Source organism: Pseudomonas saudimassiliensis, from assembly GCF_000939975.1.
Lineage (GTDB): Bacteria > Pseudomonadota > Gammaproteobacteria > Pseudomonadales > Pseudomonadaceae > Halopseudomonas > Halopseudomonas saudimassiliensis.
In genome coordinates this window covers 758,847-772,482 of record NZ_LK391969.1, presented here as the reverse complement: position 1 = coordinate 772,482, position 13,636 = coordinate 758,847, and the positions used below count along the sequence as shown (strand labels likewise).

General features: G+C 61.6%; 13 protein-coding genes and 1 riboswitch. Of the genes, 3 read left to right on the top strand and 10 right to left on the bottom strand.

Features of this window, described 5'->3' with window-relative positions:
• Positions 1 to 75: 75 nt before the first annotated feature.
• The 9 genes from VG99_RS03705 to VG99_RS03665 all read right to left on the bottom strand — a co-directional run bounded on the left by VG99_RS03705 (position 76) and on the right by VG99_RS03665 (position 9,748).
• Positions 76 to 393, bottom strand: a complete 318-nt coding sequence (locus tag VG99_RS03705; protein WP_044498376.1) for a DUF3325 family protein — start codon at positions 391 to 393, stop codon at positions 76 to 78.
• The gene (locus tag VG99_RS03700) at positions 386 to 2,068 is read right to left on the bottom strand and encodes a PepSY-associated TM helix domain-containing protein (protein WP_044498375.1); all 1,683 of its coding nucleotides are present in this window, start codon (positions 2,066 to 2,068) and stop codon (positions 386 to 388) included. The genes VG99_RS03705 and VG99_RS03700 overlap by 8 nt, the downstream gene beginning before the upstream one ends.
• Positions 2,069 to 2,078: 10 nt before the next feature.
• Positions 2,079 to 2,378 (bottom strand): DUF3649 domain-containing protein, encoded by a 300-nt coding sequence (locus tag VG99_RS03695; RefSeq protein ID WP_204216683.1) that lies wholly within the window; start codon positions 2,376 to 2,378, stop codon positions 2,079 to 2,081.
• A complete protein-coding gene (locus tag VG99_RS03690; protein WP_044498374.1) occupies positions 2,375 to 4,510 on the bottom strand; it encodes a TonB-dependent siderophore receptor in 2,136 nt (711 codons plus the stop codon). Before VG99_RS03690 ends, VG99_RS03695 begins: the two co-directional genes overlap by 4 nt.
• Before the next feature lie 222 nt (positions 4,511 to 4,732).
• The gene (locus VG99_RS03685; protein WP_044498373.1) at positions 4,733 to 5,284 is read right to left on the bottom strand and encodes an ATP:cob(I)alamin adenosyltransferase; all 552 of its coding nucleotides are present in this window, start codon (positions 5,282 to 5,284) and stop codon (positions 4,733 to 4,735) included.
• 3 nt (positions 5,285 to 5,287) lie between these two features.
• The gene (locus tag VG99_RS03680; RefSeq protein ID WP_052508686.1) at positions 5,288 to 6,016 is read right to left on the bottom strand and encodes an ABC transporter ATP-binding protein; all 729 of its coding nucleotides are present in this window, start codon (positions 6,014 to 6,016) and stop codon (positions 5,288 to 5,290) included.
• Positions 6,007 to 6,993, bottom strand: a complete 987-nt coding sequence (locus tag VG99_RS03675) for a FecCD family ABC transporter permease (RefSeq protein WP_044498370.1) — start codon at positions 6,991 to 6,993, stop codon at positions 6,007 to 6,009. The genes VG99_RS03680 and VG99_RS03675 overlap by 10 nt, the downstream gene beginning before the upstream one ends.
• Entirely contained in the window at positions 6,981 to 7,745 is a 765-nt protein-coding gene (locus tag VG99_RS03670; RefSeq protein WP_239419796.1) for an ABC transporter substrate-binding protein, read from the bottom strand. The genes VG99_RS03675 and VG99_RS03670 overlap by 13 nt, the downstream gene beginning before the upstream one ends.
• A gap of 95 nt (positions 7,746 to 7,840) precedes the next feature.
• Positions 7,841 to 9,748 (bottom strand): TonB-dependent receptor domain-containing protein, encoded by a 1,908-nt coding sequence (locus VG99_RS03665; RefSeq protein WP_044498369.1) that lies wholly within the window; start codon positions 9,746 to 9,748, stop codon positions 7,841 to 7,843.
• 118 nt (positions 9,749 to 9,866) lie between these two features.
• Positions 9,867 to 10,086: riboswitch (cobalamin riboswitch) on the bottom strand.
• A 125-nt stretch (positions 10,087 to 10,211) separates the two neighbouring features.
• Between VG99_RS03665 and VG99_RS03660 the strand changes: the two genes are divergently transcribed.
• Entirely contained in the window at positions 10,212 to 10,850 is a 639-nt protein-coding gene (locus VG99_RS03660; RefSeq protein ID WP_044498368.1) for a 2'-5' RNA ligase family protein, read from the top strand.
• Positions 10,851 to 10,951: 101 nt separating this feature from the next.
• Complete coding sequence (locus VG99_RS03655) at positions 10,952 to 11,389, top strand: CBS domain-containing protein (RefSeq protein WP_044498366.1); 438 nt, start codon at positions 10,952 to 10,954, stop codon at positions 11,387 to 11,389.
• Positions 11,390 to 11,424: 35 nt separating this feature from the next.
• On the opposite strand, the gene VG99_RS03650 is transcribed toward VG99_RS03655, so the two are convergent.
• The gene (locus VG99_RS03650) at positions 11,425 to 12,480 is read right to left on the bottom strand and encodes an NAD(P)-dependent alcohol dehydrogenase (protein WP_044498365.1); all 1,056 of its coding nucleotides are present in this window, start codon (positions 12,478 to 12,480) and stop codon (positions 11,425 to 11,427) included.
• 146 nt (positions 12,481 to 12,626) lie between these two features.
• Here VG99_RS03650 and VG99_RS03645 point away from each other — a divergent pair, with 146 nt between their 5' ends.
• Positions 12,627 to 13,592 (top strand): 2-hydroxyacid dehydrogenase, encoded by a 966-nt coding sequence (locus tag VG99_RS03645; protein ID WP_044501417.1) that lies wholly within the window; start codon positions 12,627 to 12,629, stop codon positions 13,590 to 13,592.
• The last annotated feature ends 44 nt before the right edge of the window (positions 13,593 to 13,636 follow it).

Below are 13,636 nucleotides of genomic sequence, written 5' to 3'. Positions count from 1 at the left end.
ACCAGTGCATAAGCAGGTGAAATAGCTTGAGCAGCACGCTGCTGAAACGCAGCCGAGGAGGGTTGTCGCGCACTCTTATCGAGCGCGCATAAATACCGGGCAGACCGTGCGTAGCAGCGCCGGTCGGTAGCTCAGCGCCATGGCTGTTGCTAGAGCGACAACCGGCAACAGGGTGAACCAGACCAGCACTGCCATGGACGGATGGTCGGCCTTGAAGCAGCACAGCACCGATACCGACAGCGCCAGCCACCCCAGGGTGCGCAGGTAGCCCGGGGCGACTTCATCGGCGCTGAACACCTGGCGCCAGTGCGCCGGCAGGGACAGCGCCAACCAGCTGGTCGCCAGGCCCATGCTGGCGGCGGCCGCCAGCAACCACAGGCCTGCGTTACTCATAGGCCACCCCACCGATGCGGGTGCTGTCCATGACCTCAACGGGTCTTGCCAGGCGGCGGGCCGTTAGTAGCGCTACCAGCGCACAGGTCAACAGGCTCAGGTCCACGCCGGCCACCGCCCAGTAGGGGTCAAGCAACATCGTCTTGAGCAGGTGGTCGCCGGTGGTGATCCAGTTGAGCAGTACCGCAGCGACGCAGAGCAGCGCCACGGCCCAGCATTGCTCGCGCCAGGCGGGGTTGTGCCGCGCCTGCGCCACTGGCGCACTCCGCCACAGTGCATGCAGTAGACTCAGCAGCCAGGCACCCCAGAACGCCCACTTTTCCCATTCGCCACGGCCGGGCATGGCCTCGGGCAGCAGCCGGTTGGCCGCCAGCATGGCAACCGTTGCCAGCAGCATGCCGGTAACCGTGGTGACCGCCATGGCATCAACCAACCGATAGCCCTGCAGCCCGCGTCGGGCGTGCTCCTGCTTGCGCTTCTCGACAAAGAACACAAAGCCGGTGGCGATGCACATACAGCCCAGCAAACCGCCCGCCACGTACAGCCAGCGCAGGGCCCAGTGTTCAAAGTGCTGCAGGTGCAAGCCGGTCAGGAACTGATTGACGGCGCCAATCGGATCACTCGCCGGGTCTTCGCGCAGTAGCGCGCCGGTGCTTGCCTTGAAGTGAATGCCTTCCCCAACCAGCGCCACACGATCGCTGCCGGCGCGGTAGATGCTGACGTAGCCGTTGGCGTCATTCAGGTGCTCGATAGTCAGCAGGCCAACCTCTCCGGGCATTTCGCGCTCAGCCCAGATGCGCTTGGCCTCGGCCACCATGGCATCGACGGAGGCCATCTGCGCCGGCACACCGGCTTCATCATGGGGCAAGCCGGTATGCGCCGCCTCGATCACCTCATGCCGATCATGCAGCGGTTTGAGCAAGGTGCCGGAGACAGGGAAGTAATAGATCGACGCAAAGATCACCAGCCCCGTGAAGGCAAAAAAGAAGTGAAACGGCAACGCCACTACGCCGCTCATGTTATGCAGGTCCAGCGCGCTGCGCTGGGTCCGCTTGCGTGGACGGAAGGTGAAAAACTCCTTGAAGATCTTGCGGTGCATGATCACCCCGGTGACCAGTGCGACCAGCATCACCAGCGCCGCCAGCCCCACCACAAAGATGCCCAGATTCTTCCAGTGCAGCTGCAGGCTGTAGTGCATTGGATAGAACCAGTTGCTACCGATCTTCAGCTGGTCATCGGGGAGCATGTCACCGCTGCGGGGGTCGACGGTCGCCCAGCCATGCACGTGCAGATGATCATCCGCCGGGTTCTTCGGCTGGTTGGGGATACCAAACTCGCCACCAATGCTCAGCACCGGGTCACGGTGGGTGGTGTAGGCATAGAGCGAGACCATGGGCATGGTCTCCGGCGCCGGCAGGTCACCGATTACCCGCCCGGCGGTGGCCGCCATATCCACCGGATGCGGTTTGAGATCGGCAAATACCTGTTTCAGCAGGTTGTCGTAGGACGGCATGGGCTGGGGCTCGAAGCGGGTATCGGGAGTCGCCCAACGGTCGATCTCGCGGTCGAATACCGACAGCGCACCGAAAAAAAAGACGACCATCAGCACGAATCCCAGCACCAGACCGAACCAGGTGTGTACCCAGGCCATGGATTGGCGGAAGTTGTTCAGCATCGTTCTGCTCCTATCCAACGATCATGCGCTGCAGCTGCCAGGCGGCAACCAGCATCACGGCACTGCCTGAGGCCAGTACCACCCAGACCCGCCACAGACTGGCTGCGGCAAAGGTCCAGAGAAACAGCACCAGGTACAGGAGAAAAGCCAATATCATCATCGCCTGCTCGGCGGCATGGTATTCGACTCCGACCCCATTCAGCGCCGCCACACCCAGTGCCACTACGCCCCAGACGAAGGCGTAGCAGCCAAAGATCGCGGCCAGAATGCGGGACACCACCGCAGCCGGAGACATGGTCGACAGGCTCACCAGCTGTAACTCAGCTTGGCGGTGAGTTCTCGGCCTGGATTGTAGTAATCCGCAGTACCGGACCCCACAACATGCTGCTCATCCAATAGATTGCTGACGTTGACCGCCAGATCCGTGCCCGGAGCAAGCTGGTAATTGAAGGCAGCATCAAACAGGGTCGTCGCCTCGCTCTCGCCGGTATCGTTGAAGTTGCTGAACTGGTAGCTACCCACATAACGGGCGCCCAGGCCGACACTGACATTCGTGCTCGGCACACTGTAATAACTCCATAGCGAAGCCGAGTGCTTGGGTGCGGAGACGAATTCGTTGCCCTCGATTGATACAACCCCTACGCCCCAAACATTCAGTGCCCCGCGAAGCACCTCGGTGTCCATAAAGGAGTAGCCGCCGATCAGGCTCAGGTTCTCGGTCAGCTCGGCCTTGGCCTCAAGATCCAGACCACGTACCTGCTGCTCGCCCACCGTCTGCTGTTCAATGGCACCATTCGGCTGCACGACGGCGGTGGCAACGTCATCCTGGGTCAACTCGTAGACGGCGGCCGAGAACAGCGCATTTATCGCCACCGGGGAGTACTTCACACCCAGCTCATACTGGCTGCCCCGCTCCGGGGTGACGCCGACCTCAGGTGGAGCAACGGACTCCACCATGCTGACATAGGCAGATACCTCGTCATTGACGATATAGGTCAACGCGCCGCGCAAAGAGTTTTCCGAGAAGCGGTCTGAAGACCGGATTTCGGAAAGGTGGTCGGTTTCGGAAATGTCCATGGAATCATGGCGCATGCCAAGCGTGAGAATGACCCGCTCGTAGAACGACAGGTTCTGCTGCAGGAACAGGGACTTGATGGTGCTGTCCTGATCCTTGTCCTGGTAGACGATGGCGGGCGAAACGCCTCGGTATACCGGACGGGTAACGTCTATGGGATCGGCAGAGCCATACACAGATACATTTTCGGAAGACGCATCGAGGTATTCCACCCCCACAATGGTGCTGCTATCGATATTCTCGAAGCGCGCATCGTACTGCAGCATCAGGTTGCCATTGAGCTGCTCGGCTTCACCATCAGAACCCAGGTAGCCGCGATCGACCAACGGACCGGTGCGTCCAGCAACGTCATTGATATAGACATAGCCGTACTCATCACTCAGGTCGCTGTGACGCAGGTTGCTGCGCAACGTGAAACCGTTGTCGAAATCATGGCTGAAGCTGCCGCTGATATTGGTGCGCTCGACATCGTGGAAGTTGTAACTCGGCTCACCGAAGAACGTGTCGCGATCATATTCCCGGTCCTTCGGGTAACCGCCACTGTTGGGGGTACTGTCCCGGCGCAGATGATCCACTATCAGCGTGGCCGAGGTGAAGGCGGTCGGCTCCCAGGTCAGGCCGCCCATGGCGAACCCGTTGTCATCCTGGGAGTGATCGTACTCCCGCTCGCTGTCCTGCATCTTGCCGATGAATCGATAGGCCAGCGTGTCACTGCCGCTCAGCGCATCGCCCACGTCCACGCCCGCTTCTTTATGGTCAAAGGAGCCGTAGGTGACGTATCCCTGACCAATGCGCTCGAAACGCGGCTGCTTGCTGACAAAATTGACCGAGCCGCCTGGGTCTGCCGGACCAAACAGGGTGGAGTTGGCTCCACGCAGCACTTCAATGCGCTCATAGGCAAAGGGCTCCTCGCGTACACCGCGCATCGAACCCAGGGTCAGGCCGTCCCGGTAGGTGGTGGCCTGGAAACCGCGAATCTGGAAGTAGTCGTTGCGATCGTCAGTACCGTAATAATCGGTGATCACCCCAGGCGTGTACTGGAGCACCTCTTCGGTGGTGCTGGCGCTGCGCTGTTCTATTTCTTTCTGCGTAATGACCGAAACCGAGGCCGGGGTATCGAGGAGGCTGGTCGCGACCTTGCCACCTACCCATAGCTCCTTGGCAACCACCGAATTGGCATCATCATCAACCGCCGCCTTGGCGTTGACGATAATGGGCGCGAGACGAAATGCCTCGTCACTCGCGGTGGCCTCCTGTGCGAGGCTGCTCAGGGGCACAGCAGCCAGCGGCGCGCAAAACAGGACCGCACCGGTCGTGCGTTGCCAGGGCGTGCGGGCGGGAATCAGCCGAGTCTTATTGTCAGCCATGCTCAATACCTTTCCGTTGGATCAGGCAAATGCCACGCTCTCTGCAAGCATGCATTGTAAGTAAATGTGTAAGTGATGATGCGAACGGGAGTATAAGCTAAAGAACGCAAGAACGATAATCGTTCTCACATTGGGCGGGGGAATTTACTCACAGGCTCTGTCCTCTGCTAATAGCCGAAAGCAGGCGTTGATCCGAGCAGCATTGGTCGTTGTCCCAGCAACTCAACTGTTCCCGGCCAACTCCCGCCCATAACTTCGACTAACAAACTCCGGCTCCACAACTCCCCGCCGTTTATTAATTACCAAGGTCAACACAAAGAAAAAATTACACAGCATATTGCACATCCGTGGCAGCAGCATGGGCACCTCCTTGCCTTCCTGATCGACCTCGACCATGGCGCGAATGGCTTTCTTGCAGGCGGAGCGGGCCAGGTGCAGTTGCGGGATCGGTGGGGTACCGCGCGGTAGCACGAAGCCGTCGAGACGGTCGGCTACTTCCTGTTTGTAGTGGTTCAGGCGTGTCTGCAGCCAGGCCTGGTCTGCTTCACCGACGGCGAGGCGGCCACGGATGGAGCCGTTGATGTGAAAGGCCAGTGGCTGGATGTGTTCGAGGTCGGTGGCAATGTCAGGCATGTCTTCGGGCAGGTGGGAGATGATGGCGCCGATGTGGCCGCAGAGCTCGTCGGTGATGATTTCGAAGTCACACAGCGACGCGGCTTCGTACATGAAGGGATAACACATCTCGTCGATATTCTTGCCGAATTTCAGGGCCATGGGTTACCTCGGAATGATAATCGGTGGGTCGCTGGCCAGGTCGATGTGGGCATCCACCTGGAAGGCTTGTTGCAAGTGCGGGCCGGTCAGTACTTCGGCGGGGGTGCCCAGGGCCAGCAGGTGCCCTTCGTGGAGCAGGCACAGGCGGTCGCAGTAGCGGGCGGCGAGCGACAGGTCGTGGATAGAGAGCATGACCGCGCGCCCGCTCTGGGCGTAGCGGCGCAGCAGGCGCAGGACGTTCTGTTGCTGGAACAGGTCGAGGCTGGCGACCGGCTCGTCGGCCAGCAGTAACCGGGGTTGTCCGGCCAGCACACGGGCCAGCCAGACCCGCGCCTGTTGGCCGCCGGAGAGCTGGTCGACGGGGCGGTCCAGCCAGTCCTGCACCTGAGCGACGGTGGCGGCCTGGGCGATTGCTTCCAGATTGTTATCACCCCAGGGCAGCCGTCCGAGGCTGATGACGTCGCGGACCGACAGGGCCCAGGCGCTCTGACTGTTCTGTGGCAGAAAGCCCAATTGCTGCGCGCGCTGGCGCTCGGCCACCGCGGCAAGCGGGGTGCCGGCCAGTTCGATGCTGCCCTGGTAGGTCTGGATGCCGGCCAGGCAATGCAGCAGGGTGGATTTTCCGGCGCCGTTGGCGCCGATGACGCCGAGCATTTCCCCGGCGCGCAGGTTCAAGTTGATGTTGACCAGCCGCTGGCCGACCTGAAGGTTGCGGATACTGATCAGATCCACCGTTTGCGCTCCTTCCATACCAGCCAGATAAACAGCGGTGCGCCCAGCAGGGAGGTAAGCACGCCGAGCTTGAGTTCGCGCCCCGGCGGCAACAGACGTACGACCATGTCAGCGGCGCAGACCAGGATGGCGCCCGCCAGTGCCGCCGGGACCAGCAGCCGCTCTGGTCGGTGATTGACCAGCGGACGCAGCAGATGTGGCACCAGCAGTCCGACAAAGCCGATGCTGCCGGCCACCGCCACCGAGCTGCCGACCAGCATGGCGGAGCCGAGCACGATCATGATACTGCCATGGCGGTAATTCAGGCCCATGCTGCGGGCCACCTGATCGCCCAGGCTCAGGCCGCTGAGCAGGCGACGCTGGCTGAGGATAAGCGCGCTGCCGATCAAGAGGGCGGGCAGCAACAGCCACAGGTGTTCCAGCCCGCGCTCGGATACCGAGCCAAGCAGCCAGAACACCAGTTCCTGCATGGCGTAGGGGTTGGGGGCAAAGTTCAGCACGGTCGCCAGCGCCGCGCCGGACAGGGTGGAGATGGCGAGTCCGGCCATGATTACCATGTGTGATCGGGCCGAGCCGGCCAGTGCCAGCATCAATACCAGCGCCACGGCAGCGCCGATCAGTCCGGCGACGCCGGGGGCGGCGCTGCCGAGTCCGGGAAACAGCCCGAAGTAGAACACGCTGGCAGCGCCCAGCGCCGCGCCCTGGCTGGCGCCGGTTAGGCCGGGTTCGGCCAGCGGATTGCGTAGCAGCCCCTGCAGCGCGGCGCCGCTCAGACCCAATGCCGCGCCTACCGCCAGAGCGATCAGAGTTCGCGGCAGGCGGATTTCACTGATGACGATGGCGTTCAGAGTGCTCTGGCCAGTGAGGAAGTCGTATAGCCCGGGCAGCACTGCCACCGACGTTGAGCCGACTGCCAGTGAAGTCAGGGCGGTGGCCAGTAACAGGGCTAGCAGAGCAGGAGTTATCAGTCGAGCCATTGGTTGAGTTGCCTTATCAGATCCCAGGTCCAGGGGCCGGGACATTGCCAGCGCCAGTAGTCGGTACTCAGCCAGCCATCGGCGGGAATGCTGCGGCGCAGCACCGGATGTTCGGCAAAGCGGTTAGCCAGCGCCTGATGCTCTGGCGCGGCGAACAGGATGGCATCGGGTGGGTCACTGGCGATGCGCTCCAGATCCAGTTGCACATGCCCGGAATCGGTCAGGTAGTTACGCCAGCCGGCTTGCTCGATGATCTGATGTTCGAAGGTGTCGCGGCCGGTACCTATGCCATTGGAGCCAAGCAACAACAGGCGTTTAGCGCCGGGTTGTGGTGTGCTGGGAGCGGGTGCCGGCTGTGCCAGCTCCGAATTGCGCCCCATCAATTCGAGCAAGCGCCGCTCGTAGGATTCTACCTGTTCCAGGGTGGCGGGCAGCGGCAGCACCTGCACCGGATAACCGAGGGTGTTCAGGCGCTCACGTAGCAGCAACGCGCTGTACTGACCGGCTAATACCAGGTCGGGTTGCAGTTGTACTATTTGTTCCAGGGAGCCGTCGTGGTTGGGCCACAGCTCGCTGAGCCATTCGATCGGATAGCGCAGATGCAGCGGCGAGAGGGCAGCCACGCGGGCCGGATCGGCATGGTGAGCCAGGGCCCAGTCCATGCACAGATCAAGGGAAACGATGCGCTGGGGTGGCTCGGCGGCCAGTGCCATGGTTGCCAGGCTGCTCATCAGCGCTGTTGTCAGATGCACCAGAACCCCGCGCAGCAGCCGTGTCCCTGCGGTGGTCACCGGGGCGAGACGGAGAGTGTCTTGGTGTGGCTGGCGGCGGGGGGCGGTCATTTCATTCAGAGGTTCGGAGTCCAGGTCACGCCGAGCATAGCGGTGAAGGGTGTTTCCTGATAGCCATACTCCTGTCCGTTGTAGCTATACAGCAGGCGACTGTAGTCCTTGTCCAGCAGGTTGGCCAGTTTCACATCGAAGGCCACTTCGCTACTGGCCCGCCAACTGGCGCGCAGGTCCAGGACACCATAGCCGGCCAGTTTCGATGTGTTGGTGCCATTGCCGTAACTGCTGCTGACAGCGGTGAAGGTGGCGCCGACACCGATATCGCCGAACCGGCGGTCCAGGTTCATGTTCAGGGTGCGTTTGGCGCGGTTGGGCAGAATGTGGCCCGTTTCACGGTTGCGTGGATCGATGATGCTGATACCCAGGTCACCATGCCAGCCAAACAGTTCCTGCTTCAGGGTGGCCTCGAAACCGTTGACCCGGGCGCGATCGATGTTGGCCATGGTGCTGTAGTCGGCTGTGGAGACAATCAGATCTCGGAAGTCGGTACGGTACACCGAGGCTTCCACTTGGGTGCTCGGACTGAGCTGGCTACGCCATTGCAACTCGTAGCTGCGGGACTTTTCTGGTGTCAGGTTGGGGTTGCCTTGGTAGCCACCGTACAGCGGCCAATAGAGATCAGCAAAGGTGGGAACGCGAAAGCCTTCGGCGTAGGACAGGGTTAGTTGGTTAGCCGAGTCGACCTTGTAGCTGACAGCACCATTGAACGTGTTTTCGTTGCCGAATTGCTCATTGTCATCATGACGCATGCCCAATTCAGTGCCGAAGCGCTCGGCCTGGAAGCTGTGCTGGATAAACGCAGCCTTGTTGTCGCGGTTGTCCACGGAAAAGTCGTTGCTGCTTCGCACCTTATCCTTCAGGTAATCCGCGCCCAGCCGCAGGTTATGACCATTGCCCAACGTCAATGTATTGAGCCAGTTTGCTGAGTCGCGGTAGGTGTTGTTGACGGTGCTGCCAGGAAACAGCTTATCGAAGTTTTCCTGTTTGTCTTCGCTATGTCCAAGCTCGATACGGCTGCGCCAGATATCGTTGACGCGACCGTCCAGCCACAGGGTGCTGGTGCTGACACTATACTCGTCGTGAGGGGCTGCCGGCACAGAGGCACCCCATGGTGGGATGGTGTCATCCCAGCGTCCGAAAGGATTGTCGATCTCGGTCTTGCCGCGCTGATCCAGTACGGTAAAACCGGCTTCCAGATCAGCATTGAGGCGGTGGCTCAGACTCAGCGCCAGGGAGCGGTTACGATAGGCATCATCATCTGCGTCGCTGGTATAGGATGTGCGGGTGCGGTCGATGCCGGCTGTTTCTTCCAGCCCGGCGGACAGGTTGAAACGGGTACGCTCGTTGCCGCCGGAGAGGCCCAAGGTACGTTCCCAGGTGCTGTCACTGCCACCAGCAATGCGTATGTAGGGGTGCAGGCCTTCGCCTTCGCCACGACGGGTGAAAATCTGGACTGCCCCGCCCATGGCATCGGCCCCGTGGATGGCGGAACGCGAGCCGCGCAGCACTTCAATGCGCTCGATTTGATCGACGCTGAGAAACTGCAGAGCTGCGCTACCCGCGGTGGCTGAACCGGCACGCACGCCGTCAATCAATATCAGGGTCTGGGCGGTGCTGGTGCCACGCACGTTCAGACCGAACAAGGCGCCACGACCACCATAGTTGGAAACTTGCACACCTGGCACCTGAGTCAGTAGCGTGAGCACGCTGGCCGGGCGCAGCCGCTCGATATCCGCACGGGTAAACACGGTACTGGCGGCACTGCTGTCGCTGCGCTGCTCCACGTCGCGGTTGGCCGTGATCAGGGTATCGGACAGTTTCAGTGCCTGCTCATGGGAAACAGGTTGCTCAGCCAGTGCCACGCTTGGGGCCAAGGCAATACTCAGGGCAATACGGGACAGTTTCATTCTAGATCCTCAAAAGGTCGGAGTGACTTTCGAGGAGGGCAGGTAAGCAAGTGCGGACGGAGTTGGGGGAAAAAGAAAAACCGGCACGGCACTTGACGGTGATGCCCTCCGCAACACCAGTCGATATGTCATGCGGGCCGGCCTCCGGACTCTCGACACCCATTCGCTCACCTTCCCATGCCAAGGCACAGTGGTCATTGAGCGAACGCCGATCCAAGATCGGGGTCGATTACCGTTGCGGGGGCAGTGCCGGGATTGCTCCGTCATTAGCGACAAGGGGCGCACCGGCTTTCCGTTTCATGCCTGATATCAGGCACACCTGCATGAATAGCGCGCGCATGTTAGGCCCTTGGCAGGGCAAATACAAGCGACCGGATGGCACACCGGGACGGCGATTGGCGTGCCCCCTGCGGGCAGGGCATACTGCCCGCACTTCCGCCAATCACCGGGCTGGCTGCCAAGCATGTTGTTATCCGATACCGGCGCGTCCTTTGCCAAGACCACTGTTACGCAGTTGCGCGATTATCCCGAATGGCACCGTGGCCGCCGCCGTTACGCCATCTGGATGATCCCCATCAACTGCCCCAGTGTGCTGGCCTATATCGACCAGGTCACCGCATCGTTGGCGGACCTGTTGCACCCCAGCCGGCGCCAGCCGCATATCACCCTGTTCGTCTGTGGCTTCGAAGGAGAGCGCGTCAGATATGACGATGACTTCACGCCGGTGCAGCTGCAGAGGCAGCTGGCTGATCTCGATCGGCTGGAGTTGCGGCCATGCGAGCTGCCCATCGGCGCGCCGGACAGCTTTGCCAGCGCGGCCTTTCTGCCAGTAGGCGACCCGGAAGGGCATCTGGCCTGCTGGCGCGAGGCGCTGGCGGTCAGCTGCAAGGAGATTCGTCAGGCTGCCTATGTGCCGCACATTACCCTGGGGTTATACCGGCGAGCGGTTCGCGCGCAGGAGCTGCGTCAGCGCCTGGCGCAACGGCCGATACCTGGCCTGCTGTCATTGCCGGTGAAGCGGCTGGAATACGCTACCTATGCCAGCGATGACATGTTCGGGCCGCTGGAATGTCGGCAGAAGGTGTGGTGTTGCCCTCGATGAGGAAGTTCGGCGGTATTCATGAATTTTCTTTCTTTGCCTTGCCTGCCGCTCTGATTGAATATTGACTGTTATCATCGGACCAGCAAAAACAGGAGCAGCACATGAAGACCGTGGCGCAGATTATCCAGACCAAACAGATCCAGCAGGTTCACACCATAGATGCGGATGATACTGTTCTCGCGGCCTTGCAGCGGATGGCCGAGCATAACATCGGGGCCTTGCCGGTGACGGAGAATGGCAAGGTGGTAGGGGTGATCAGCGAGCGGGATTATGCCCGCAAATGTGTGCTGCAGGGGCGCTCTTCCATCGGTACCAAGGTGCGGGAGTTGATGAACAGTCCGGTCATTACTGTGTCGCCAGGCCAGAGCGTGGCCGACTGCCTGTCGTTGATTACCCATCGCCACCTGCGCCACTTGCCGGTCATCGATAACGATCAACTGGTGGGTCTGGTGTCCATCGGTGATCTGGTCAAGGAAACCATCGCCGAGCAGGAGGAACTGATCCGCCAGCTCGAGCAATATATCCGCGGCGAAGTCTGACGGGTGCGGCGGGGCCAGCCCGCCGCACTGCCGGTTTACTCGCCCTGCAGGCTATCCATGTCGATCACGAAGCGGTAACGCACGTCGCCCTTGAGCATGCGCTCGTAGGCCTCGTTGATCTGCTGGATGGGAATCATTTCGATGTCCGAGACGATGCCGTGCTCAGCGCAGAAATCCAGCATTTCCTGGGTTTCCTGGATGCCACCGATCAGCGAGCCGGCCAGCGAACGGCGCTTGAAGATCAGGCTGAATACGTCCGGTGAGGGGTGGGGCTCGGACGGGGCGCCAACCAGCGTCATGGTGCCGTCACGCTTGAGCAGGGCCAGCAGGGCATCCAGGTTGTGCGGGGCGGCCACGGTATTGAGGATGAAGTCCAGGCTGCCGCGTGCGGCGGCCATCTGCTCGGCGTCGGTAGAAATGATGGCGCCCTCAGCGCCGAGACGTTGGCCGTCGGCTACTTTGGCCGGCGAGGTGGTGATGAGCACCACTTCCGCGCCCATGGCCCGCGCGATCTTCACGCCCAGGTGCCCCAGGCCGCCGAGGCCGACCACGCCGACCTTCTGCCCTGGGCCGACCTTCCAGTGACGCAGCGGGGAATAGGTCGTGATGCCGGCGCACAACAGCGGCGCTACCGCTGCCAGATTCTCGGTATGGGGGACCTTCAACACGAATTCCTGGCGCACCACGATGTTGTTGGCATAGCCGCCGTAGGTGTTTTCCCCGCCGCCCATGGAGTGGCCGTTATAGGTACCGACGAAGCCGTTCTCGCAGTACTGCTCCAGCCCCTCGGCGCAGGAGCCGCAGTGCTGGCAGCTATCGATTATGCAGCCCACACCGACGATATCGCCGACCGCGAATTTTTCCACTGCGTTGCCCACCGCCGCCACCCGGCCGACAATCTCATGCCCCGGCACCGAGGGAAACAGGGTGTTGTTCCATTCGTTACGCGCGGTATGCAGGTCCGAATGGCAGACGCCGCAGTAGAGGATGTCGATCTGGACATCCCCGGGGCCCGGTGTCCGGCGTTCGAAGTTGAAAGGTTGCAGGGGTTGGTCGCCGCTGTGGGCGGCGTAGCCGCGAGTCTTGATCATCTGGATGCTCCTGTGCTGATGGTCGTGAAGGAGGACAATTGCACAGGATAGGCCAGTCTCACGCAAAAGGCGTGGCCAATAACAGCAGCCGGGCGGCGCAGCGCAGCGGCTATACTCTGACCTTCTCCATCAACCGGGATACAGCGATGAAAAAGAACGTGGTGGCCTTCAACCGCCTGGCTCCGGACCTGATCGAGCGGTTGGCCGTCGATTTCAACGTCACCCAGCTGGTATCACCCGCTGATCTGCCGGCTGCACTGGCGGCGGGTCCGGTGCATGGCCTGATCGGTGCCGGCTGGCAATTGGGACGCACCCAGTTGGCCGCGGCTGAGGGGCTGGAGGTGGTATCGACCATCTCGGTAGGTTATGACAATTACGATCTCGAGTATCTCAACGAGCGCGGCATCCTGCTTACCAACACCCCGGACGTGCTCACCGAAACCACCGCGGACCTGGCCCTGGCGCTGATGCTGGCCGCAGCGCGGCGCATCGTCGAACTCGATGGCTGGCTGCGCGCGGGCAATTGGCGCGCCGGTCTGGGGCCGGCACAGTTCGGCAGTGATGTGTATGGCAAGACGCTGGGTATTGTCGGGCTGGGCAACATAGGTGCGGCAATCGCCAGGCGCGGGCGCTTCGGTTTTGGCATGCCAATACTGTATGCCGGCAATAGCCGCAAGCCCGAGCTGGAGCGGGAGCTGGGCGCCGACTTCCGCGACCTCGACAGCTTGCTTGGGGAAGCGGATTTCGTCTGCCTGGTGGTGCCGCTCAGTGAGCGCACCCGCCAGTTGATCGGCCGCCGCGAACTGGGCCTGATGAAATCCAGCGCCATGCTGATCAACGTGGCCCGCGGGCCGGTGGTTGACGAGGCGGCCTTGGTTGAGGCGCTGCGTGATGGCCAGATCCGCGCCGCCGGGCTGGATGTGTACGAAGAGGAGCCGCTGGCCGAGTCGCCATTATTCGACCTGCCCAACCTGGTCTGCGTACCCCACATCGGCTCGGCGACCCACGAAACCCGCCGGGCCATGGCGGAGCTGGCGGTGCAGAATCTGCAGCTGGCGCTCAAGGGCGAGACGCCTGTGCATATGGTTAACCCGCAGGTGCGGGCTCGGTAACTCCGGCAAAACTTTTGCTGCCAGGCGCCGTCCCACTGAAGAGA

Excerpts from the sequence above, each read along its gene's own strand:
- VG99_RS03690 (WP_044498374.1), bottom strand. The coding sequence starts at position 4,510 with ATGGCTGACAATAAGACTCGGCTGATTCCCGCCCGCACGCCCTGGCAA.
- VG99_RS03700 (WP_044498375.1), bottom strand. The coding sequence starts at position 2,068 with ATGCTGAACAACTTCCGCCAATCCATGGCCTGGGTACACACCTGGTTC.
- VG99_RS03665 (WP_044498369.1), bottom strand. The coding sequence starts at position 9,748 with ATGAAACTGTCCCGTATTGCCCTGAGTATTGCCTTGGCCCCAAGCGTG.
- VG99_RS03655 (WP_044498366.1), top strand. The coding sequence starts at position 10,952 with ATGAAGACCGTGGCGCAGATTATCCAGACCAAACAGATCCAGCAGGTT.
- VG99_RS03685 (WP_044498373.1), bottom strand. The coding sequence starts at position 5,284 with ATGGCCCTGAAATTCGGCAAGAATATCGACGAGATGTGTTATCCCTTC.
- VG99_RS03645 (WP_044501417.1), top strand. The coding sequence starts at position 12,627 with ATGAAAAAGAACGTGGTGGCCTTCAACCGCCTGGCTCCGGACCTGATC.
- VG99_RS03675 (WP_044498370.1), bottom strand. The coding sequence starts at position 6,993 with ATGGCTCGACTGATAACTCCTGCTCTGCTAGCCCTGTTACTGGCCACC.
- VG99_RS03660 (WP_044498368.1), top strand. The coding sequence starts at position 10,212 with ATGTTGTTATCCGATACCGGCGCGTCCTTTGCCAAGACCACTGTTACG.
- VG99_RS03650 (WP_044498365.1), bottom strand. The coding sequence starts at position 12,480 with ATGATCAAGACTCGCGGCTACGCCGCCCACAGCGGCGACCAACCCCTG.
- VG99_RS03705 (WP_044498376.1), bottom strand. The coding sequence starts at position 393 with ATGAGTAACGCAGGCCTGTGGTTGCTGGCGGCCGCCGCCAGCATGGGC.